Source organism: Paenibacillus montanisoli (assembly GCF_003268025.1).
In the GTDB taxonomy this organism is placed as follows: domain Bacteria; phylum Bacillota; class Bacilli; order Paenibacillales; family Paenibacillaceae; genus Paenibacillus_Z; species Paenibacillus_Z montanisoli.
Genome location: NZ_QLUW01000001.1, coordinates 1,916,815 through 1,936,815 on the forward strand (window position 1 = coordinate 1,916,815; position 20,001 = coordinate 1,936,815).

Consider the following 20,001-nt stretch of genomic DNA (forward strand, 5'->3'; position numbering starts at 1 on the left):
CAGGTAACGAAACAGTTACAAGTAGGTAACGAAAGATTTTACATGTAGGAATGACAAAAGATGATGGTTTGGGAGATTTGTCCGTATGCAAAGCGACACGGGGCAATATTGGAATGCATATTGGAATGCATTGCGAACTTTGTCTGAGGAAGCCTCAATGAAGCGTAGTCGGTCATTTCAAGCTGGGCTACCTTCAGCATGCGATTCCCTGTCTTTCGACAAAAAGCCGCTAATGTGGATTCAAAGAAATAGGCATTAGTAAGTTCAAAATAAATTCTTCCTGAATAGTATGTCAGAGCCTGGTTCCAAGGAATCTATTTTGCCAGAGGAGGCGAAAATCCCATGGCGCTCCGTGTAAAGATCGAGTTGCAGCAGATCGATCTCCACAAGCTCAATGAGCCTTTCAGGAATGAATATATCTTTCGGATCAAGTTTTTTGGTGATTTGATCGTTTTTGAGCGGAAGCAAACCACTTCTGGGGCAGCGCTTTTCCCGATATCATTCCATTACAATGAAACGATCGTCGACCATACTTTTATCGAGGTTGAAAACATGCCTTATCAATTCACGTTGGATGTACGAGTCGTCGAAGATGATCCCTTCTTTGATGACATTGCAGAATCATCTTTCTCTTTCTCTATTGAACCGCAAAATGCGCAAAGTCCGTTTGCAATGAATTTTAGCCCTAGAATCAAAGATGACAGCGAAGGAATCGATGCGACTTTCTATTTCCTGTTCCAATTGGAGCCGACGTCGTCGCCGCCCATACCTTGAATGAACCATCCCCCATCCCCTTGTACATGCCGCTAGTTGAACAAAGGCAGCCGATCGTTCCTGGTCAGCTGCCTTTGTGTATTTGTTGAGCTATCGTTCTCGTTAGCTCAACGAATTCGACGCTGTTGCCATCGAACCATCGCTTATCTAAAAGTTTACTTCGGATGCTGTTTTAATTCGTTACAATTTCGCTGATTACTTTCTTGCCCCGTAACCCAGTATTTGATTTATAGATCCGTCAACGTATACGACAAATGGTCCTAGCATCGCATCGCGAGTGGAATTAAACGTAACTTGATATAGGTTATCCACTTCTGGCGCGTTTCCATCGGCCTGAACGATTTCGTTTGATAATTGTCGTTCCTTATCATGCTGACGCATGTTATGATGTGTTTATTGAAAGTGCTTACATTTATTTACTACTATAAAATAATGAGAGGACATGCCATGAAATCTATGAGATTTGATATCTTAACAATCCAAGATATCCTCGAGAAGCATAGCCTCGGACGAATTGATCGTATAGAATATTCGGATCGGGGAATCGTGAATCCGTGTGTTTTTATTAACGATCATTATGTAGTTAGAGTAAATGCTAGAGACGTGGAGCTCCCGAAATTTGACAATGAGCAGCAAGCGCTTCGAATGATGAAATCGGAAGGCATACCGGTTCCAGATGTTTATGTATTTGATAACAGCCATGAACATTTACCATATGAAATATTGATTACAAGCAAGATGCCAGGCATTGATATATGGAAAGCATTGGAGACGGCTACCGATGAATCAAAAATCAAGATGGCATACAACTCGGGCGTTTTACTTGCCAAAATTCATGGTATTGGGCGGGATGAGTTTGGAGAGCTTGCTCTCTCGTCTAATAATCAATATGACAGCTGGCAGCAGTATCTAGTAGAAGGCATGAAGCAAAGAACCAATCGTTGTCTGAAGCTTGGAATTTTAAATCCTGAGGAAGCCGAGCGTTATGTCTTCGTATATAAGAGAGCAACTAGTTTGTTCAGTGGAATATCAACAGCATCGTTGGTTCACAACGACTATCACTTTGCGAACATGCTGTGCGTAGATGGAGAGATTACAGCTATTCTAGATATGGAGTGGTCGATTGCCGGCGATCCGGAGTTCGACTTCAAATCGCTGCATTTCAAGGATGTATTCACGGATGCATCGGAGATGCAGCAGGCATTCATGGCAGGTTATTCAACCCTACGCAAGCTGTCACCTTTATTTGATATCAAGCAGCTATATTATCAGCTCTTTGAAACAGTCGAGCTCATTTCGGTGTCCTATCTGCACTGGGGAGAAGAATCCTACCAGGGGTTTAAAGCTAGTGCCAAGTCATGGTTGGAGCAGATTGAAGCTTCATGGTCAACAGGATACTAGAATTAATCATGATTCATAATCTTACGTCATATGTTTTGTCTTTTTATCGTGCCCATTAGCTTAACGGTTCTTTTCAGAGACGCTGAATTTGGTTACGACAAACCCACGATGTATTGTATTTTCAAACCAAATAAAAACCAGATCTGTCTTTTTGTCATGATGGATTTCCCCTTCAACTTTTATTGTATAACCACCTCTCGGTCGCTTTTGTATGTCTTTTACAGTGAATGGTTTATCAAACGTGTATCCACCTGTGCCTGGCACAAAGTATTCTTCCTGCAATACACTATGTACTTTCCGCTGCAACTCAAGAATAAGAACACGTTCTAGCTGCTCAACACGGGTTTTCGGTTCCATGGTAAAGGAATTTTCTTTTTGTAATTCATTAATTGAACTTGAAGATGGCTGAGCAGCATGACAAATCGGAATACATACAAATAGAGATAGGAAAACAGTAACAATAATTTTCATTTTTTGAACCCCCAAGCAAGTCTTATCTTCGATTTAAAGGGTATTTTTTCCTTGCTTCTATGATATTATCCTCTCCATGATCGAAACAGGCTGCCGATATTGTTCGGAAGCCTGTTCAATGGTGTGTTACTTTCATTGTTCTAGAAGGTAACCACTCTAACATGGCTTCAATTATTTCCCTTGACTCCTCTGTCTCAAAATGACTAGAACTTGATCCGATAACTAAAGAAGTCCGCGATTTACGCGGACTCCGATTCCCTATTTCCAGGCTTCCAGTTTTATGGCTACCTGATCCATTTGTCGGCAGCCTCATTCCGATGTTATTGAACTCTCCCGATAGCTTAATTGCGATAAAACCGATTTCGGCAGTTTGCAAACTACGCTATAGGCGGGATTAAACGTGTTGGCAATTTCATATTCCACTGCCTGTCCCATCAACAAGCTGGCTTCCGAAGACGTTAGGCCGAAATCTTCCTGCAACAGCCGATACATTTCGGTCGTTGCATGTTGAAGCGCCTGGTCAAGCGGCCGTGCATTGCCGATACAAAACCAATACGTATCGGATTCACCTCTCGGCCAGCCTATCATTTTTCCTTTTTGAACGCTTACTGTGAACCGAACATCCATAGATATTTCGAGTCCTGTACCAATGATTTCACCATCGCCTTGCAAAGCATGTCCATCACCTAAATAAAACAATGCACCTTTGGACGACACCGGAAAATAAACTGTAGTGCCTGCGACCAGTCCTTTATAGTCCATGTTTCCGCCATAGTCGCCGCTCGTAGCAGTTGAGATGAACTGACCATTTGAAGGTGCTACACCAAAACAGCCTAGAAAAGGCCGCAAAGGCAGCTTCAATTCAGCCAGCCCCGGAGATGGCTCCTTGAGATAAGCAACCCCCTGTGAAACATCCACCGTCCAGCGTACGATGTCCGATGCCGGCAATGAAGCAGCAACAAATGGTTCGATAACTGCTGGGGCAAGCATGTTGGTTGTCCAAGCCCAATCGCGGTTCGGAGTGATTGATTCGAATTTAACCGCTAGCGTATCACCGGGCATCGCTTCTTCCACATAGAAAGGTCCTGTCATTGGATTCCCGCGAGTAGCTGCGCTTTCGCCGTTGATATCCCAGCCTCTTGCATCGACTGTCGTCGTAATGACCGTATCCCCATCCCGAATCGTCAATATAGGTGGATGCTGGCCTATCGTATTATAGTAATGTTGCGGTATGAACTGAAAAATCATGACTACTCCTCCTTGTCAATTGGATCGTCTATTATTTCGACAACTGTTATAAATTCCCTACCCCAGCTTAACAGTGATTGAAGAAAAGCGATTGATTGGATCTATAGCTGTGCTCTCGTGCCCGTTAGTTTAAGGAATTAACTGCAGCATTAGCGCAATAACCAGTTGTTGACCTACAAAATTAGTGTTGGTACAATCTATAAAACAAATTGGAGGAAAAACCATGGAAGCCATCTTACAACAACTTAATTATAGGATTACGGATGTTCCATCCAGAATCCATACTGATTCTGAACTCGATTTTTCTATTCGTACCCGACCCAATAGTTGGTCAAAAAAGGAGATATTAGGGCATCTGTGTGACTCCGCACTTACAAATCTACAGCGATTTGTGCGTTCTCAATATGAATCTCAACCTTACTCAGTGTTAAAATACGCCCAGAATCATTGGGTGGAACTCATGAATTACCAAAACCTAAGTATTGATCACATTTTGACTCTTTGGGTTATATTGAATAAGCAAGTAGCTGGAGTCATTGCAAACATTCCTGAAGACAAGTTGCTATATTTATGCGACATTGGAGAAGAAAAACTTGTTACGTTAGAGTGGCTTATAAAAGACTATGTTGAGCACTTGGATCACCATCTCGAACAAATTTTTAGTACGTAACTGCCCGTTAGCGGAACAGGCTGCCAACAATGTTGGCAGCCTGCTGCCCGCTCACCCTCCATTTTCCATTTCGAAAGTTCTATATTAAGAATCAACACCGAAGCGACCTGTTTATAACGTACTAAGCCGTAGTTCATAAAAATACTGCACAATAGGATGCTTTAATTTTATCTTTTCGCGCATGTTTAAAATCCGCTTTTTTCCAATCCGTCTATCCACCAATGCTAGAACATTTATTAAGATATCATTGCTCTCTATGCTTTCCTCAATAGAACGGGCTAAAAACCTAGTGGCTTCAACATTAAAGTTTGATTTACTTAAGGTTGACTGTGCTGACAAAAGATCTTTTGCATATTCCGATATTTTTCTACCTCTTGCAATTACTTTTAAACGCTCCTCGGGAACTAGCCCCTTGGTATCTTTTCTGACCGCTTCAATTTCTTCATTGTAGATAGGAATTTGAATATCCGAATCATTCTTAATTTCCAGCTCCGTCTGATACCATCTGATTAACGAAGTTACATCACTCATATTGAATACGTTCTTTTTATCTACCGCAATATAACAAGTTCCTGCTTTATCGGGTAAATAACGGTAGCTGGTTGCAAGATATTCGACCCTCCCAATTAATGCAGGACAGAGAAAACTCTCCAGTTGTTGCTTCAATTTGCTCCAGGACATGTAATCCACCTACGTTCTAAATTGTTAATACCTATAAAGGAAGTCATTCTATTATATCCATAATACAATAACTAACACATCGAATATAACGCGAAACAGGCTGCCATAATAATGGCAACCTGTTGTCATTTAGCGAAGAGTATCATTAATCATCAATGGTTTTTTCGGTTCTGGTTTATTTGCTCATCCCAACGATGCTCTGGCACAAATCCAAGGATTTTTCCGCTTTGGAGCAATCATGAAAACTCTCATTTGCGGATACGCGGACTTCATTCGGACAATGTTCTTGACAACCGACATTTGCTCTACTTCGTGATTCCCGTCTCTTCAATATCCATCTTTACTTTTATTTTGACGTTTAATGAGCTATATTCTTTTTTCCATTCCTCTTCGTTCCAATTTCTCGTTTTGCTCCTAACGAAATCCCCCAAGCCGAGCGGGTCGATTCCTTCTTTCTGAAACTTTTCGATAAGTTCGGTTCCAGAATCGATGAGATCTTTTTCGAAACTAGTTTCGATTTTCTTAATCATTTGTCTAGTCAAGGTCACCGCCTTTGAATCGACAATTCGGGCTTTTAACCGAAGGTTCAACGAAACGTTTGAACCTTCCGTATCTTTCTCGATCCGAAAACGCACTTTTGAGCCTATAACTTCGACTGCAACATACGTTCCGTTGTTCAGCTTCGTCTCAAGAGCACCGTGCTTCACATTTTCCTTAAGCAGCTTCATGACCCGCATCTGCTTTTCGTTCAGCTTCGCGACATATTTGTCATCCTTGAACAAAGCTAGACCGGCAATGTAAATGTGATCATCCTTTATTTGAAGCATTGGCAAATAAGGATCCATTCCTTTGCCCAGATAGGCGTACCCGAACTCATGAAGATTTTGACTGGGAACAAGCTTGTTCCGTTCGTTCATGTCGAGCAAGTTATACAAGTACAACCCTTTTTCTTCATCCGAGCTGAAATTTTTCCGCAGCACTTCCTTTGCATTTCCGTCAACAACGGCCAAATACATCCTTCGAGAAGCTTGTGCGTCGCGCAAAACCATATCTAACTCGTTCCGTACCCCTTTTGCCGCCAGATCTGTTCCAATTAATACCACCGAAAGCTTTCCCGCATTGAGGGGTTTGTCCATTCGAGTGTTCATTAGCTCGATAATCCCCACGCTTGTATGGCCGACCTTCGAGAGCAATTGATTGGAGATCGAGCCGGGTTTGCCGGTCTGAAACCTGGTCGTCGCAAGCGTAATTTCGATTTGATCGTTCTGAGCTTCATCGAAGGCACAGACGATAAACAAGGTAATTCTGTCCAAGATCTGTTGATTGGCGCACCCGGTTAATAGGAGACAGCTGACCGCAAGCATAAGAAAAATACGGCTCATACCGTTCTTCCCGCTTTCACTCTGACCATATCGACTAAAAAAACAAACGGGATGTACGCAAATATCATGTAAAAGCCGATTTGGGACAGCAGGTCTTGAAAAGCTTCAATATGATTGCGCCCTGCAATCAGGCTTACGGCGACAAACACCAAAATCAAGAATATCGGCAGAACGGTCCGCTGTTTAACGGCAAACATGATTTTGACTGCCCTGCTAGAAGCCCAAATACATAGGCATATAATTGGAATCACGAAAAAAATTTGGGCAGACGCGCCAACGAATTCGAATCGATCGATAAAAGGGAACCGTACAAATTTATATTTGGTCAATTGCGGCCATATTTGAGTGGATAATTGTTCGAATTTGAACAATAACAATGAAAATAGAACAACGATGAGATAGGATACCGTCGTAACAAAATTGGCCAAGTGCGCCCATTTTTCCGACTTTTCAGGCGTTTTAATGAACGTATACACGAAGAAAAGTATTTCTACGCCAACATAAGGAAATGCCAGCTCCTTGACCGCCATAAGAAGCTCATTCAATGAATGATCCATGACAGGCGACAAATTATTGAAATGAAAATAACCTGCCGTAAATAGCATGGCTGCGATTAATAAATGCCGCAACAAGCTAAACAAACAGATGCCGACGATCACCCGAAAACCGCCGGCAACGATATAATAAACAAGAAGAAGCAGCACCGACGCCAACAGCCATGTCGCAAGATCGGGAAACAGCCATACTTGCACGATTTCGATAAATAGTCTCAGCAACAAGCTTGCATGGAGCAAAAAATAAACGATGAAAATGAAATTTAGGCCTCCACCCGCCCATTTTCCGAAAAATCGCCGGTGAATTTGAATCAGATCCGTCTCGTTGCGGTTAAGAATGCGATAAACCATCCAAATGACGACGTGGAAACACAGCCCGCAAAGAATGACGGAAATCCATGTGTCGTGGCCGGCTAATTGGATGGGTTTGATCGACATGTTGAGATACTCGGACCCGAACTGCATCGAATGAACCAACGGAAAAACGAGATAAGGCGATACGGTAAAACGCGCTTGTTCCATTGCCTTCATCTTGCCTCCCTCCCAAAGTTCATTCGTCTATGTCTTTTTTTCTGTTCAATTGTTTCTTATCGACTCTCACGGGTCTTTGCGACCTGAAGTAGCTTAATCGATGATGAAACTTAGAGTAGGAAGGTCGTATCACGGTATCGTACGCATCCGAAGCGCGAAAAGGATAATACGGAACGAGATAAGGCATCCCCAGAGACGTTAATCGCAGCAAATGCGCACAAATGGCAATGGTGCAAATAAAAATGCCTAGCAGCCCCCCTAATTGCGCGGAAAAAATAAATGGGAATCGAAGAAGGCGTATGGTGGCGCTCATACGAAATATGGGGGTAGTAAAGGATGCCAACGCCGATAACGCTACGATAATCAATAAAAAGTTACTAGTCAGCGCGGCCTCGACAGCCGCGGTACCGAGAACGATACCTCCGACAATACCTATGGTTTGCCCGATTTTCGTAGGCAATCTGGCGCCAGCTTCCCGAAGCAGTTCAATGACAAGCTCCAAAATGAGCACTTCCACGAAAGGAGGAAAAGGAACATTGATCCTCGAAGAAACGATCGTGGGCAAAAAAACGTTCGAAATGCCCTGACCGTGATAGGTCATCACGGCAATATACAAGGGGGAGGCAAAAACTGAAAATAGCACGGAAGACATGCGAATGATCCGCAAAATCGAGCCAACGATCCATGGCAAATAATAGTCTTCGAACGTAATAAAAAAATACCCCAGATTGACCGGTGCAAAAACCGCAATCGGGGACCCGTCCATCAACACGCAAATTTGCCCCGATGAAACGGCCCAAGCCGCATAATCCGGCCTTTCGGTCCCGATCGTCAGCGGGAATATGGTGTTGGAGTTATCTTCAATCATTTGTTGAAGGATTGTGATATTCGTAATTTGATCGAATTGCACATCCGCTATGCGTTGAATGCACGTATTTAAATATTGTTCGTTCGTTAATCCCTTTATGTAACATACCGCTACCCTCGCCTTTGATAATTCCCCCACTTCAAGCTCCTTAACGCGCAGCTCGGGAAAGGGGACGCGCTTGCGAATCAAATTGAGATTCATGTCCAACGATTCCACGAAAGCTTCTTTGGGCCCTTCCACCGTAAATTCGATTTCGGGCGCCGAGATGCTTCGTCCCTTGGATGCTACGGCATTGACCACCATGCATTGATCGGGTTGAAGGCCGTATTGAATGGCGACATATCCCCGCAGAAGCTTGTTTTGAATAGTATCCCAGTCGAAGGCTATTTCTTTTTCCCCAACCGGGATGGAACGGTACAAGTCATCGAAAGACAGGTTCGAATCGTTGCTCAGAGGACCTAGGATATGATCGTGCAATACTTTTGGTTCAATAAGGGAATGAAAATAGCCGATAAAAATGGGCTCATTGTTCGTTGGATGTTCGTAGCAGACGAAATCTGATGATTCGCTAAGCTCCTTCCATTTTCGAGGGACCGAAGTCATTTCTCATCACTCTTTTCCTGCATGTCAATGTCACAAATTCATTGTCTCTCTGCGAGTCGAAAATTATGCAATTATCCCTGATTACTGCGATTCCGCCAAAACATGAAAAAGCCAAAAGAAGCTATTCGTATCGCTCCTTTTGGCTTTCTATCGATCGGAAATGCTTATGCATTTTCTAACATGACAGCTACTAAGACCCTCACACGCAAGAATCGCTCATAGTTGCATAGCCAACGATGTACTTCTGCAAAACGTCTTTACTTTGTTGTCCGACTAATGTTTCTACTTTATATCCATCTTTAAATAACATTAACGTTGGCACGCTCGACACACCGTATTCAGTTGCGAGTTCTTTCTCCTGATCTATATCGACTTTGGCTACAGCAGCTTGATATCTTACTTCTTGAGCTAGGCTATGATCAATGGAAAGCTGTTCGTGACAAGAGTCGTTTCCGGGTTTATAGAAGTCTACTAGTGTGATTCCATGACTAATTTGTTCCCTAAACGTTTCTTTGAATAATGAATGGACCTCCAACCTTACGACCTCCTCATGTAGTTACAGCTGTTGATAAGCCTTAACCGACGATGTTCGAGATGACTTCAATATTGCCTCGAGTCGCTTTTGCGTAAGGACAAACCTTATGCGCTTCATCGACGACTTCTTGCGCGATGCTGCGCTCTACTCCTTTAATCGTAATGTCCAGCGTCACAGAGAGCGCATAGCCGTCATTCGCATCCTTGCCGAGCGTGACGTTAGAAACAATGGAAATACCTTCCGATTTGATTTTTTTCAAACGAAGGACGGTGCCCATCGCGCCTTCAAAGCAAGCCGCGAATCCTGCGGCGAACAATTGCTCCGGATTCGTTCCCTCTCCGTTACCGCCTATTTCCTTCGGATATCGCAAATCTACATTCAGCCTGTCATCGCTGGAAACCGCTTTGCCATCTCTTCCGCCTTGAACAGTTACAGTTGCTGTGTATAGTTTCTTTTCAATTTTGTTCATTTTCGCATATTCTCCTGTTCATTATCTTTTGTGGACACATCATCTAGGTTATCATTGTGTTTTTGTGTTCATTAGTATACATCGCGAATATCCACGTTATCCTATGCCTGCGGATTACCAGTAGTAGCAATCCAGGTATTGTTCATTCTCCTCAACCCATTTCCCATATGCCTGCATGATTTCATTTATTCGGGAATAAACGCCCCATAAGTTAGTCATCACTAAATTGCGCAGCATATGCCCCATATCCTCTCCGAACAAGATCGGCTTTCGGAATAAATGCCATGGATGCGGAGTTCATGCAGTACCGTTGTCCGGTCGGCTGTGGTCCATCGTTGAACACATGGCCAAGAAACGAATTGGCGTTACGGCTTCGAACTTCCATGCCAGTAATTGCCGTAAATAATCCATAGCTTTTAAAGACCACGTTGTTTGATATTAAAGGCTTCGTGAAGCTAGGCCAGCCTGTATGCGCATCGTATTTATCTTTGGAACTGAACAAAGGTTCGCCTGAAACAATATCGACGTATATCCCCTCTTCATAGTTATCCCAATATTCATTATGAAACGGCGGCTCGTCCGCACCTTTTTGGGTTACGTTATACTGGATTTTCGTTAGAGACTTTATTTTTTCTTCTTTGTCGAAGTCACCATTTAAGCTATGAGCGGAGCAAGTGTTCATTTTGCTAACGAGCCGGCTGTCCAATAATTCCCCAATAAACTCGTTTCTCATTGTTTATCGTCCCCCTGAAATAGTTTGACGTATTTCACGTATCCGTTTTGTGCCAGTTCGTCCTTCGGAATAAAGCGCAGCGATGCGGAGTTCGTGCAGTAGCGAAGTCCCGTCGGTTCGGGACCGTCTTCGAACACGTGGCCGAGGAATGAATCCGCGTAACGGCTTCTCACTTGGGTCTCATCCGAGATGAATCCCCCGACTTCCCGGTAGACCACGCTGTCCGGCTCCAAGGGTCGCGTAAAGCTAGCCCAGCCCGTACCGGCGTCGAACTGGTCCTTCGAGCTGAAGAGCGGCTCTCCCGAGACGATGTCTACGTAGATACCGTTATCAGTGTTATTCCAATACGCATTTTGGAACGGCGGTTCGTCCTGATCCTGCTGCGTGACCGCGAATTGCAGCTTCGTCAGCGATTTCAGTCTTTCGTCTTTATCGATTCGGAAATACGGGCTTTCCAGCTCTCTCACCTCTCGGTCATCGCCCCATACGCGTTCCAGGAACGCCTCTCGTCCGGAGGCGACGTCGTTGTATTTGTAATCGTCGGGATGGGTTCTGAAGAAATTTTGATGGATGTCCTCGGCTTGATAGAACTCGGAAACCGGTAAAATTTTCGTCACTAGCGGCTTATCGAACTTGCCTTGCGCCGCCAGCGCCGCTTTCGAAGCTTCCGCGGCTGCCTGCTGTTTCTTGCCGTCGTAGAAGATGACCGAACGATATTCGTTCCCGCGGTCGGCGAATTGCCCCTCCGCATCAGTCGGATCCGTGTTGCGCCAGAACACTTGGAGCAGTTGATTGTACGAGATCCGGCTCGGATCGTACCGGACCTGGACGGCTTCGAGATGCCCCGTCGTTCCCATGGATACTTTCTCATAGGTGGGATCGGTCGTATGTCCGCCCGTATAGCCGGTAATGACGTTCAAGACGCCGTCCAGCTTCTCGAACGGAGCCTCCTCGCTCCAAAAGCAGCCTCCGGCGAAAACGGCGGTCTTGGTGTCGCCGGCAACCTTTTCGACAATGTGATTCACTTTATTCGTCATGCCCTTCGCCTCCGCAGTATCGCGTTTGTGATACGAGCCATATGCGGCGAACAACACCATGGCCATCACCCCAACGGGAAGCACGATTCGTTTTAATCTCATAAGCCTTCACCTCCGACGGAATCCACCCAAGCCCGCACATGCGCTCAGTAATTCAAGAAGCAATTGAGTTCAAAAAAAGAGCCGACCACCAGCACCAGCAGAAGCGACACCGTCACGATCCGAAACGTTAACCTGACCTTTTTCTCCGCCATCATGTCCACTCTCCTACGCTTAATGAGCTCAACCGAAGGATGCGCTGCTGCGCTCGCCTTCGATCTTGCACCTTGATCTTACCAAGGATAGCGGACCGCCAAACGTGTTGAAGGTCATGAATATGCAGAAAAAAAAGCATCGCCTTCGGTCATCGCGCATGACGAATTTCATGCGCTATGCCAAAAGTAATGCTTACCGTACTCAGATCGAATGACGAACCGCATACACGGCTGCTTGCGTGCGGTCGCGCAGCCCCAGCTTCGCGATCACGTTCGAGACGTGATTTTTCACCGTGCCTTCCGTGATCGATAGCGTTTCCGCGATTTCCTTATTGTTGAAGCCCTGCCCCAGCCGTGCTAGCACTTCTTTTTCCCGTTCGGTCAGCAGCGCCAATTCGTCGGGCGTTTCTTGTCGGCTCGATGGAGGCGCTTGGTCCGCATGCAGCTCCGGCATTTTTTTCATTTCCCTTAGCAGCATCGCCGTAATGTCGGGCTGGAGCACCGTCCCACCGTTGTAAACCGTTTGGATCGCGCTTACGATTGCTTCCGAGGGCAGGTCCTTTAATAAATACCCTTGAACGCCTTTCTCCAGCGCCTGCAAAATCAATTCCGCGTCGTCGAACGTGGTTAGAATCAGCACCTTGGTTTCCGGGAAGTGCCGGAGAATCAACTCCGTCCCTTCCACACCGTCCATGCCGGGCATTCGGATATCCATCAGCACCACGTCCGGCCGCAGTTCGACGACTTGGTTGTAGGCGTCTCTTCCGTCAACAGCCGTCCCCACCACCTCCATGCCCTCTTCCAGGCCGATGATGGTCGCAAGCCCTTCGCGCATGAGACGCTGATCGTCAACGATAAGAATTTTCAATCGCTACAGCTCCGTTTCCGCCGGAGAAATACGGGAAGCGAACGTCGACCGCGAAGCCCGTTCCCGGCTCCGTCCCGACATGCACTTCTCCGTTCCACTCCTGTACTCGTTCCTGCATATTGATCAAACCGAAGCCCGGATTGAGCTCCCCTGGCGTTTCGCCGTCGTTTCGGATGCGAAGCGAGAATCCGCTTTCGGCATAGGCCAGCACGATCTCGGCTTTCCTGGCATGTCCGTGCTTCTGGGCGTTTGTAAGGGATTCCTGCACGATGCGATACGCCGTCAATTGAAGCTTGCCCGGCAGCTCGACAGGCTGGCCTTCCACATGGAGGGTCGTTTTCACTTCGGCCCACTTGGTGAACTCCTGCGCGAGCTGTTCAAGGTGCTCCTTCAGCGAGGTCGAGCGGACCGGCTCTTCGCGGATCGCCCGGACCGACAGTCGAATCTCCTGCAGCGACGCGCGAATCAAGTTCTCGCATTCCGCGTAGGTTTGTTCGCTGCGCTGCGGATCCACCTGGCTTAATTTCCGCGCCGCCTGCATTTGCACGAGAAGCGCCGTCAGCTTATGGCCGACCGTATCGTGTATCTCGCGCGCGATCCGGATCCGCTCCTTGGCCGCGCCCCACTCTTCCGTTTGCAGCGCGTACGCCTGCAACTGCGCATGAGCCTGCGCCAATTCCCCGAACAGCTTCAGCGTATTGTCGCGCGCGTTCCGTTGAACCTGGATCAGAACGCTCACGATGCCCGCGAACACGATAAAAGACCCGGTCGTAAAATAGCCGATTTCATCCAATTCCCGGTAGACATACCAATCCACGCTCCCCATCGTGATCGCGTAAACCAGCAGCAGCAATAGACAGGTCAAGATGATCCTGCGGGTACCCTGGACGAACATCAAAATCGCCAGTGCCGTAATACCGACGAAGAGATGATTCGGGAAGTTCCCCCCGATATAGATATAGCCGTACGCCGCGGATATGACGAAATCGAGGATGAGCAGGTGAAATAGCCCGCTTCGCCGCCTGCTCCTTCTCAAGTAGACGTAATTGACGAACATAAAGGCCGCGATGGAGATGAAAATAAAGCTGATTCTCCAAAACAGGTCGATCGAATAATCAAAATAAAAGATGCCGGCCATGGCTAAATTAAGAAAGAGCTTGGTGCCGAAAATCAACTTCCACGTTCGGGAATCGCTCCATCCGCCTCCGGCGGTCGTCTGGCTCTCGACGTTCGTTTCCTTCATAGGCTTGCAACCCGCTCCCCTCTGGAATGATGATGGCTTCTTTAAAGTACCATGCCGGTTTCGACAAAATCAAACCCCTCCAACGGCCATCATGAATACCGCGTACAGCGCGGATATATTTTTCGATTCAATGTTCATGTCAACCGACAGTTGCACTAATGAACGTGAAAACAGTTTTTTTCCACTAAACACAAAAAAGCCGCGATTTTACGCGGCACATAATGAGATAAAGTTCTTGTCATCCGACACATGGCTGTGACAAATAAGGTTAAGAGATCCTGAGCTCGGTTCGTTTATAAAAATTAAAACGTATTATATACATTTTCACATTCTTCCGCGGTCGGTTCATAAAAGCAGTGCTTCTTCCATCGTCCTACGAACGGCTGATTATACCAAGTTGGCGGACATGGTCCGGGATTTTCAAACGATCCTGGACGGAAATACCATAGGGAGAATTTGGCTGGCCAATTCCGCTCCCCATTCACAGTCCGCTGTGCCAGACGGCGTTCCCTATCTCTTGCGCTTTGATAGTACATACCATGTTGCAACGCTTCGAACGCGTGCGGCTGGTTGATCATTTGAGGAATTGTCCGGATTCCTTTAAAATCAGAGCAATTCGCTCTTATTCGGTTGATGCCAACATTTCCAACAAGGAGCATGCCCATCTCGCCTTCGGTCTCAGCTTCAGCTCGAAGCAACCTTGCCAGCATATCAATATCCTGTTTCCTGGCCTTTACGACTGCCATTGGCTCACCTCTTTTTATTTCTAGACTCATCATATTGTACGTGAAGCGGATGTGTTCCTCTGTCAAAGTAGTGAGCGATAATAAATAGCCAATCCCCACAATTTCTCACTGATCACCAAAAATCCACTTCTCTCCATATCGATTATCGAACCCGCCTCCAGGACTCTGATCATGGATATTGTTGATGGTCTTAACACCTCGATACCAAGCAATGTGCCTTGTATTTCCTATTGTATATTCGATTTTAAAGACGATATTGTAATTTCCTGCTTCTGATTCAAATGGAGTTAAGTCTTTCTCCACATTCATTTTTTCAATTAGAATAACTTGGCCACCTCTTTGCTCAATCACACGAGCAATTTCTTTCTTTAAATTATCATCATGCAATTTTGCAACAATTAATACGAGTGGTATGCCAATTAATAATGTCACAATGATTGATCCTAACATTGCTCCCTTTTGCTTCCTAAACAATATCGAAACAATAACTCCAGATATTATCGTGATCAGTAATATAACTACTAAAATTGTCATCACGGTTCCCATTTCTTTTGTATGTCCTCTTTCTCAGGTATTTAAGGAATGGTATTCACGAAGTTCGAAATTCCATCCAAATGATTCGATCCAGGTATTTGTCATCGCCAAATGACAAGAACTTGATCCGATAAACCAAAAAGCCCGCGTATTACGCGGACTTCATTCGGACAATGTTCTTGTCAAACGACACTGTTTTGGAACCTTGCTCTAGCGAATTCGTAGAACGCCAATGCTTCGTTCAGTGTCCCGAATCCAGCCTGAGCCATGGTGCTGCTGCCTCCGCCTTTGCCGCCGTACGCCTCTAGATGTTCCTTGAAAAATGCGCCGCAAGAAAGCTCGAATCTCCCGCTATGCGACAGTACTACTTTCAAATCAGCAAGATCGGCGAGCAGCACGGGATCGTTGGTCAAAGACGTGAGCTTTATCGCCAGGCTTTGCATATCTTTCAACGGCTTGTTCTCAAACTGATGCGCGATCAAGCAGCTTTCCTGCAATTCCAAGAGCTCTCGCGCGACAAACGAATCATTCTGCTCCTTGAGAGCGGCCATTTCTGTTTGAAACTGTTTTTGCTCTTGCTCCCACTTTTCAACGCGAGCAATTATTTCATCTTTACCGGTATTGAATTTTAAAGACAGCTTCCCTATAATCCCCAAGCAATCGTTAAATTCCTTTAAGGCGCGGTTACCGCATTTGAATGAAATTCGGGTATTCCCTTTCATCTTTTCCGTTCTCAGCAACTTGATCATCCCGATTCCACCCGTAGACGAAACATGCGTCCCGCCGCATGCATTGTATTCCACCCTCTCAATTTCGACAATCCGTATGTTCCCCGACACTTTCGGCGGCTTTGCCAGCGGCAAACTGCCAGCCTCCTCCTCGGAAACCATATAACTAGCAATTCGGTGATTATCGTAGATGGCCTGGTTCACTTCCCGTTCCAGATGGGATAGCTGCTCCGGGGTTAGCTCGGGCTTTGCCACATCGATAGTCGCGAATTCGATGCCCAAGTGAAAGCTTAGCGTCATCGCATCAAATAACTTTAGACAGACCGCCGACAGCAGATGCTGACCGCTATGCTGCTGCATATGATCGAATCTTCGTTGCCAATCGATCCGGCATGACGCTGCCGAACCCTCCGGCAATCGCTCTACTTTATGCAGCACTTCATCTTCCTCGCTAATAACATCCAGTACAGGGACACCGTTAATCTTTCCCGTATCGCAAGGTTGGCCCCCTCCATGAGGATAAAAGGCGCTTTCCTCCAAGAGGACATACCACCCATCATCTCTCTTGAGCGACTTCGTAATGTTCGTCTCCCATTCGGTTACATAGGAAGAATTATAATACAATCTAATCGTCATCGTTCAATCCCTTTTCTTTCGCATAATCACTTCTCATTCTATTTTATCCTTTTGATTCTGAATTAATAGGTCCAGCCACCCGTTAGCGGAAAAGGCCGCCGTTATTGTCGGCAGCCTTGTTTCGAGTTATCAATTCAACAAACGTACATACTATTCACTAAATTCTTTGTATTCATTAATGTAAAAAGCTACATAACCGCAATTTGAACAAACGGCTGCTTTAGTTTTTGCAGATACTTTGTTGAAAAGTCCTTTTCTCTTTTTAGATATTTTAATTCCAGCCAGATCACCTTCAACTTTAATGTTACAATCTTTTATCATTTCATTTTGACATTGATTACATTTCATCTATATACCTCCTTTGGTTTTTACTACTTGTTTCTTTAGATACGAACAAAAAAATGTATAGTTTCACCATAATTCCCCCTCCTTCATTAGTTTGTACGGTTTTCCGATTCCGAAGGAAATTGTGATCCCATCGAAAAAACGTTACGATAGAGTCAACAGCGAGATTAGCAGACTCCGTTCGCCAAATCGATCGACGAAATCCGAGGAGGAATCGAAAATGGAATACACCCGCCTGGGCCAAACCGGCCTGGAGGTATCCAGACTATGTCTGGGCTGCATGAGCTACGGCATACCGTCAAGAGGAACGCATTCGTGGACGCTGGACGAAGAGCGGAGCCGCCCCTTCATCCGCAAGGCACTTGATCTAGGCATCAATTTCTTCGATACCGCCAACGTTTACTCGGACGGCACGAGCGAAGAAATCGTCGGGCGCGCGCTGATGGATTTCGCCCGGCGCGAGGACGTCGTCATCGCGACCAAGGTTCACGGCCGCATGCGGACCGGCCCGAACGGCGCCGGCTTGTCGCGCAAAGCGATCCTGAGCGAAGTCGACGACAGCCTGAGAAGACTCGGCACGGACTATATCGATCTCTATCAAATTCACCGCTGGGACCCGCATACGCCGATCGAAGAAACGATGGAAGCGCTGCACGATGTCGTCAAGTCCGGCAAGGCCCGCTATATCGGTGCTTCGTCCATGTACGCCTGGCAGTTTCTCAAAGCGCAATTCACGGCGGAAAAGCACGGCTGGACAAAATTCGTCAGCATGCAAAATCATTTGAATCTGCTGTACCGCGAGGAAGAACGGGAAATGCTTCCGCTCTGCCGGGATCTCGGCGTAGGCGTCATCCCGTGGAGCCCGCTGGCCCGCGGCCGCTTGACGCGCGGCTGGGACGATATCAGCGAAAGGTCGGAAACCGACGCGTTCGGCAAGACGCTGTATACGTCCGCCGTCGAGTCGGATCGCGCGATCGTCGAACGCGTCGGGCGCATCGCGGCCGAGCACGGGGTATCGCATGCCCAGGTCGCGCTGGCCTGGGTGCTAAGCAAATCCGCGGTCACAGCGCCGATCATCGGCGCGACGAAGGCCGGTCATTTGGACGACGCGGCCGCGGCGCTCTCGCTTGCGTTGACTTCCGACGAAATCCGGGAGCTGGAAGAGCTGTACGTGCCGCATCCCGTACTGGGCTTCCAGTAACACGGGAACGCGTGCAGCCTGCCCGGACGTGACTGTGCCCGCGGAAAGAGCAAGCCCAGTAGCACGTTTGCGCTTGATACAGCACCGAGAGGCGGCCTCCGAAATTTCGGAGGCCGCCTTCTTCATGGCCGATCATCGCAGCAACAGGTTCTGTCCTCAAAATCACCTAGGATCATCTGATCCAGCGTCGTGCCGACGTTTTGCACGCAATCGATACTCCTTTCGTTATGTTCTCGCCTATCACTCGCGCAATCCTTGAACCGGTTGCTATAATACGAGATGAAGGAGTGAGCCATGATGAAACGATTCATTGACAGCCCCATTCGCAACGAGGAAGAACGCAGCCGTGCCTTGCTCGTCGAGCGGCTGGCAGCCCGATTCGCGGAGCGAGCGCCCCGGTACGATCGCGAGGGCTCGTTTCCGTTCGATAATTTTGCCGACTTGCGGGAGAACGGATATCTAAAGCTGACCGTTCCCCGGGCTTTCGGCGGCGACGAAATCCCGTTGTACGAGTTCGTCCTGCTGCAGGAACGGCTTGCTTACGGGGACGGCTCGACCGCGCTTGCCGTTGGTTGGCATCTCGGCCAGATCATGCATTTGCGCACGACCGGAAAGTGGCCGGCAGTGACGTTCGAAGCACTGTGCCGCTCCGTCGTGAAGGAAGGCACGATGATCAATACGTTCGCCAGCGAAGCGTCCTCCGGCAGCCCGAGCCGCGGCGGCCGTCCGGAAACGACCGCGGTTGCCGCGGACGGAGGTTGGCGGATCACGGGACGCAAGACGTTCAGCACGCTGTCGCCGATTCTCGACCGTTTTGTCGTATCCGCCTATATCCCGGATGAAGACTGTACGGCCGACTTTCTCGTCCATCGGTCGGAGCGGGTGTCGATCGTGGAAACATGGGACACGATCGGGATGCGCGCGACGGGCAGCCATGACGTCGTGCTGGACGGAGCTTTCGCTGGCGCGGACAGCCGGCTGACCGGCAAAGGCACGGATGACGGCGGCGGCTGGCTGCTGCATATTCCGGCCTGCTATATGGGCATCGCCCTGGCCGCGCGCGACTATGCACTCGCATTCGCCCGCACGTATAAGCCCAATTCCTTGGATAAACCGATTGCAGCCCTCCCTGCCGTTCAACAGACGATCGGGGAGATGGAGGTCGAGCTTCGCACCGCCCGCACGCTGTTGTATGAGTCGGCCGACAAATGGGACAAGGAACCGGCGGAACGGACCGCGATGAAGCCGGAGCTCGGCCTGGCGAAATATACGGTCACGAACAACGCCATCCGCGTCGTCGACTTGGCGATGCGCATCGTCGGCGGCACCAGCCTGTCGCGCGCGAATCCGCTGGAGCGCTATTACCGCGACGTCCGCGCCGGCTTGCACAACCCGCCGATGGACAGCTCGGTCATCCAGACGCTGGCCGCGTCCGCGCTTGGCGAGGGTTCGCCTTCGTAGGCGAGCCGCTGCTGATGATGCACGGCCG

21 protein-coding genes are annotated in these 20,001 nt (G+C 47.5%); 5 read left to right on the top strand and 16 right to left on the bottom strand.

Going from position 1 to position 20,001, the window contains the following annotated elements:
* Positions 1-342: 342 nt before the first annotated feature.
* Together DL346_RS08620 and DL346_RS08625 are read left to right on the top strand one after the other, a co-directional pair.
* Positions 343-774: a hypothetical protein gene (locus DL346_RS08620; protein WP_112881591.1), complete on the top strand. Its 432-nt coding sequence runs from the start codon at positions 343-345 to the stop codon at positions 772-774.
* A 447-nt stretch (positions 775-1,221) separates the two neighbouring features.
* Positions 1,222-2,175: a phosphotransferase family protein gene (locus DL346_RS08625; RefSeq protein ID WP_165822422.1), complete on the top strand. Its 954-nt coding sequence runs from the start codon at positions 1,222-1,224 to the stop codon at positions 2,173-2,175.
* A gap of 60 nt (positions 2,176-2,235) precedes the next feature.
* Here the strand turns inward: DL346_RS08625 and DL346_RS08630 are convergent, their stop codons facing one another.
* Complete coding sequence (locus DL346_RS08630; protein ID WP_112881593.1) at positions 2,236-2,646, bottom strand: hypothetical protein; 411 nt, start codon at positions 2,644-2,646, stop codon at positions 2,236-2,238.
* Positions 2,647-2,955: 309 nt separating this feature from the next.
* Positions 2,956-3,894 carry an acetamidase/formamidase family protein gene (locus DL346_RS08635; protein ID WP_112881594.1) on the bottom strand — a complete coding sequence of 313 codons (939 nt, stop codon included), beginning with the start codon at positions 3,892-3,894 and terminating at the stop codon, positions 2,956-2,958.
* A gap of 223 nt (positions 3,895-4,117) precedes the next feature.
* On the opposite strand from DL346_RS08635, the gene DL346_RS08640 reads away from it, so the two are divergent.
* Complete coding sequence (locus DL346_RS08640; RefSeq protein ID WP_112881595.1) at positions 4,118-4,564, top strand: DinB family protein; 447 nt, start codon at positions 4,118-4,120, stop codon at positions 4,562-4,564.
* Positions 4,565-4,675: 111 nt separating this feature from the next.
* Here the strand turns inward: DL346_RS08640 and DL346_RS08645 are convergent, their stop codons facing one another.
* From DL346_RS08645 to DL346_RS08710, 14 genes are all read right to left on the bottom strand, one after another.
* The gene (locus tag DL346_RS08645) at positions 4,676-5,245 is read right to left on the bottom strand and encodes an SF0329 family protein (RefSeq protein WP_112881596.1); all 570 of its coding nucleotides are present in this window, start codon (positions 5,243-5,245) and stop codon (positions 4,676-4,678) included.
* A 305-nt stretch (positions 5,246-5,550) separates the two neighbouring features.
* Complete coding sequence (locus tag DL346_RS08650; RefSeq protein WP_112881597.1) at positions 5,551-6,627, bottom strand: Ger(x)C family spore germination protein; 1,077 nt, start codon at positions 6,625-6,627, stop codon at positions 5,551-5,553.
* Positions 6,624-7,712, bottom strand: coding sequence for a GerAB/ArcD/ProY family transporter (locus DL346_RS08655; protein WP_112881598.1), 1,089 nt, complete (start codon positions 7,710-7,712; stop codon positions 6,624-6,626). Before DL346_RS08655 ends, DL346_RS08650 begins: the two co-directional genes overlap by 4 nt.
* A gap of 19 nt (positions 7,713-7,731) precedes the next feature.
* Positions 7,732-9,183 carry a spore germination protein gene (locus DL346_RS08660; RefSeq protein ID WP_112881599.1) on the bottom strand — a complete coding sequence of 484 codons (1,452 nt, stop codon included), beginning with the start codon at positions 9,181-9,183 and terminating at the stop codon, positions 7,732-7,734.
* Positions 9,184-9,382: 199 nt separating this feature from the next.
* Positions 9,383-9,718: a thioredoxin family protein gene (locus DL346_RS08665; protein WP_112881600.1), complete on the bottom strand. Its 336-nt coding sequence runs from the start codon at positions 9,716-9,718 to the stop codon at positions 9,383-9,385.
* A gap of 40 nt (positions 9,719-9,758) precedes the next feature.
* Positions 9,759-10,187: an organic hydroperoxide resistance protein gene (locus tag DL346_RS08670; RefSeq protein ID WP_112881601.1), complete on the bottom strand. Its 429-nt coding sequence runs from the start codon at positions 10,185-10,187 to the stop codon at positions 9,759-9,761.
* Positions 10,188-10,398: 211 nt separating this feature from the next.
* Positions 10,399-10,869, bottom strand: coding sequence for a peptide-methionine (R)-S-oxide reductase MsrB (gene msrB, locus DL346_RS08675; RefSeq protein WP_206098501.1), 471 nt, complete (start codon positions 10,867-10,869; stop codon positions 10,399-10,401).
* 47 nt (positions 10,870-10,916) lie between these two features.
* Positions 10,917-12,059 carry a peptide-methionine (S)-S-oxide reductase MsrA gene (gene msrA, locus DL346_RS08680; RefSeq protein ID WP_112881603.1) on the bottom strand — a complete coding sequence of 381 codons (1,143 nt, stop codon included), beginning with the start codon at positions 12,057-12,059 and terminating at the stop codon, positions 10,917-10,919.
* A gap of 354 nt (positions 12,060-12,413) precedes the next feature.
* The gene (locus tag DL346_RS08685; protein ID WP_112881604.1) at positions 12,414-13,079 is read right to left on the bottom strand and encodes a response regulator; all 666 of its coding nucleotides are present in this window, start codon (positions 13,077-13,079) and stop codon (positions 12,414-12,416) included.
* On the bottom strand, positions 13,060-14,322 hold the full coding sequence (locus DL346_RS08690) for a sensor histidine kinase (RefSeq protein WP_112881605.1): 1,263 nt from the start codon (positions 14,320-14,322) through the stop codon (positions 13,060-13,062). Before DL346_RS08690 ends, DL346_RS08685 begins: the two co-directional genes overlap by 20 nt.
* 302 nt (positions 14,323-14,624) lie before the next feature.
* Positions 14,625-15,068: a cell wall hydrolase gene (locus tag DL346_RS08695; RefSeq protein WP_112881606.1), complete on the bottom strand. Its 444-nt coding sequence runs from the start codon at positions 15,066-15,068 to the stop codon at positions 14,625-14,627.
* Positions 15,069-15,173: 105 nt separating this feature from the next.
* A complete protein-coding gene (locus DL346_RS08700; RefSeq protein WP_240633067.1) occupies positions 15,174-15,614 on the bottom strand; it encodes a hypothetical protein in 441 nt (146 codons plus the stop codon).
* Between the two features lie 170 nt (positions 15,615-15,784).
* Positions 15,785-16,966: an alanyl-tRNA editing protein gene (locus DL346_RS08705; protein WP_112881607.1), complete on the bottom strand. Its 1,182-nt coding sequence runs from the start codon at positions 16,964-16,966 to the stop codon at positions 15,785-15,787.
* 150 nt (positions 16,967-17,116) lie between these two features.
* On the bottom strand, positions 17,117-17,314 hold the full coding sequence (locus DL346_RS08710; RefSeq protein WP_112881608.1) for a hypothetical protein: 198 nt from the start codon (positions 17,312-17,314) through the stop codon (positions 17,117-17,119).
* A gap of 217 nt (positions 17,315-17,531) precedes the next feature.
* Between DL346_RS08710 and DL346_RS08715 the strand changes: the two genes are divergently transcribed.
* A complete protein-coding gene (locus DL346_RS08715; RefSeq protein WP_112881609.1) occupies positions 17,532-18,512 on the top strand; it encodes an aldo/keto reductase in 981 nt (326 codons plus the stop codon).
* Between the two features lie 297 nt (positions 18,513-18,809).
* Positions 18,810-19,973 carry an acyl-CoA dehydrogenase family protein gene (locus tag DL346_RS08720; protein ID WP_206098502.1) on the top strand — a complete coding sequence of 388 codons (1,164 nt, stop codon included), beginning with the start codon at positions 18,810-18,812 and terminating at the stop codon, positions 19,971-19,973.
* Positions 19,974-20,001: the final 28 nt, after the last annotated feature.

Coding starts and splice junctions, on each gene's coding strand:
- DL346_RS08690 (WP_112881605.1), bottom strand. CDS start 14,322: ATGAAGGAAACGAACGTCGAGAGCCAGACGACCGCCGGAGGCGGATGG.
- DL346_RS08720 (WP_206098502.1), top strand. CDS start 18,810: ATGAAACGATTCATTGACAGCCCCATTCGCAACGAGGAAGAACGCAGC.
- DL346_RS08640 (WP_112881595.1), top strand. CDS start 4,118: ATGGAAGCCATCTTACAACAACTTAATTATAGGATTACGGATGTTCCA.
- DL346_RS08630 (WP_112881593.1), bottom strand. CDS start 2,646: ATGAAAATTATTGTTACTGTTTTCCTATCTCTATTTGTATGTATTCCG.
- DL346_RS08635 (WP_112881594.1), bottom strand. CDS start 3,894: ATGATTTTTCAGTTCATACCGCAACATTACTATAATACGATAGGCCAG.
- DL346_RS08660 (WP_112881599.1), bottom strand. CDS start 9,183: ATGACTTCGGTCCCTCGAAAATGGAAGGAGCTTAGCGAATCATCAGAT.
- DL346_RS08625 (WP_165822422.1), top strand. CDS start 1,222: ATGAAATCTATGAGATTTGATATCTTAACAATCCAAGATATCCTCGAG.
- DL346_RS08700 (WP_240633067.1), bottom strand. CDS start 15,614: ATGGGAACCGTGATGACAATTTTAGTAGTTATATTACTGATCACGATA.
- DL346_RS08670 (WP_112881601.1), bottom strand. CDS start 10,187: ATGAACAAAATTGAAAAGAAACTATACACAGCAACTGTAACTGTTCAA.
- DL346_RS08705 (WP_112881607.1), bottom strand. CDS start 16,966: ATGACGATTAGATTGTATTATAATTCTTCCTATGTAACCGAATGGGAG.
- DL346_RS08710 (WP_112881608.1), bottom strand. CDS start 17,314: ATGAAATGTAATCAATGTCAAAATGAAATGATAAAAGATTGTAACATT.
- DL346_RS08695 (WP_112881606.1), bottom strand. CDS start 15,068: ATGGCAGTCGTAAAGGCCAGGAAACAGGATATTGATATGCTGGCAAGG.
- DL346_RS08620 (WP_112881591.1), top strand. CDS start 343: ATGGCGCTCCGTGTAAAGATCGAGTTGCAGCAGATCGATCTCCACAAG.
- DL346_RS08650 (WP_112881597.1), bottom strand. CDS start 6,627: ATGAGCCGTATTTTTCTTATGCTTGCGGTCAGCTGTCTCCTATTAACC.
- DL346_RS08655 (WP_112881598.1), bottom strand. CDS start 7,712: ATGAAGGCAATGGAACAAGCGCGTTTTACCGTATCGCCTTATCTCGTT.
- msrA (WP_112881603.1), bottom strand. CDS start 12,059: ATGAGATTAAAACGAATCGTGCTTCCCGTTGGGGTGATGGCCATGGTG.
- msrB (WP_206098501.1), bottom strand. CDS start 10,869: ATGAACACTTGCTCCGCTCATAGCTTAAATGGTGACTTCGACAAAGAA.
- DL346_RS08715 (WP_112881609.1), top strand. CDS start 17,532: ATGGAATACACCCGCCTGGGCCAAACCGGCCTGGAGGTATCCAGACTA.
- DL346_RS08645 (WP_112881596.1), bottom strand. CDS start 5,245: ATGTCCTGGAGCAAATTGAAGCAACAACTGGAGAGTTTTCTCTGTCCT.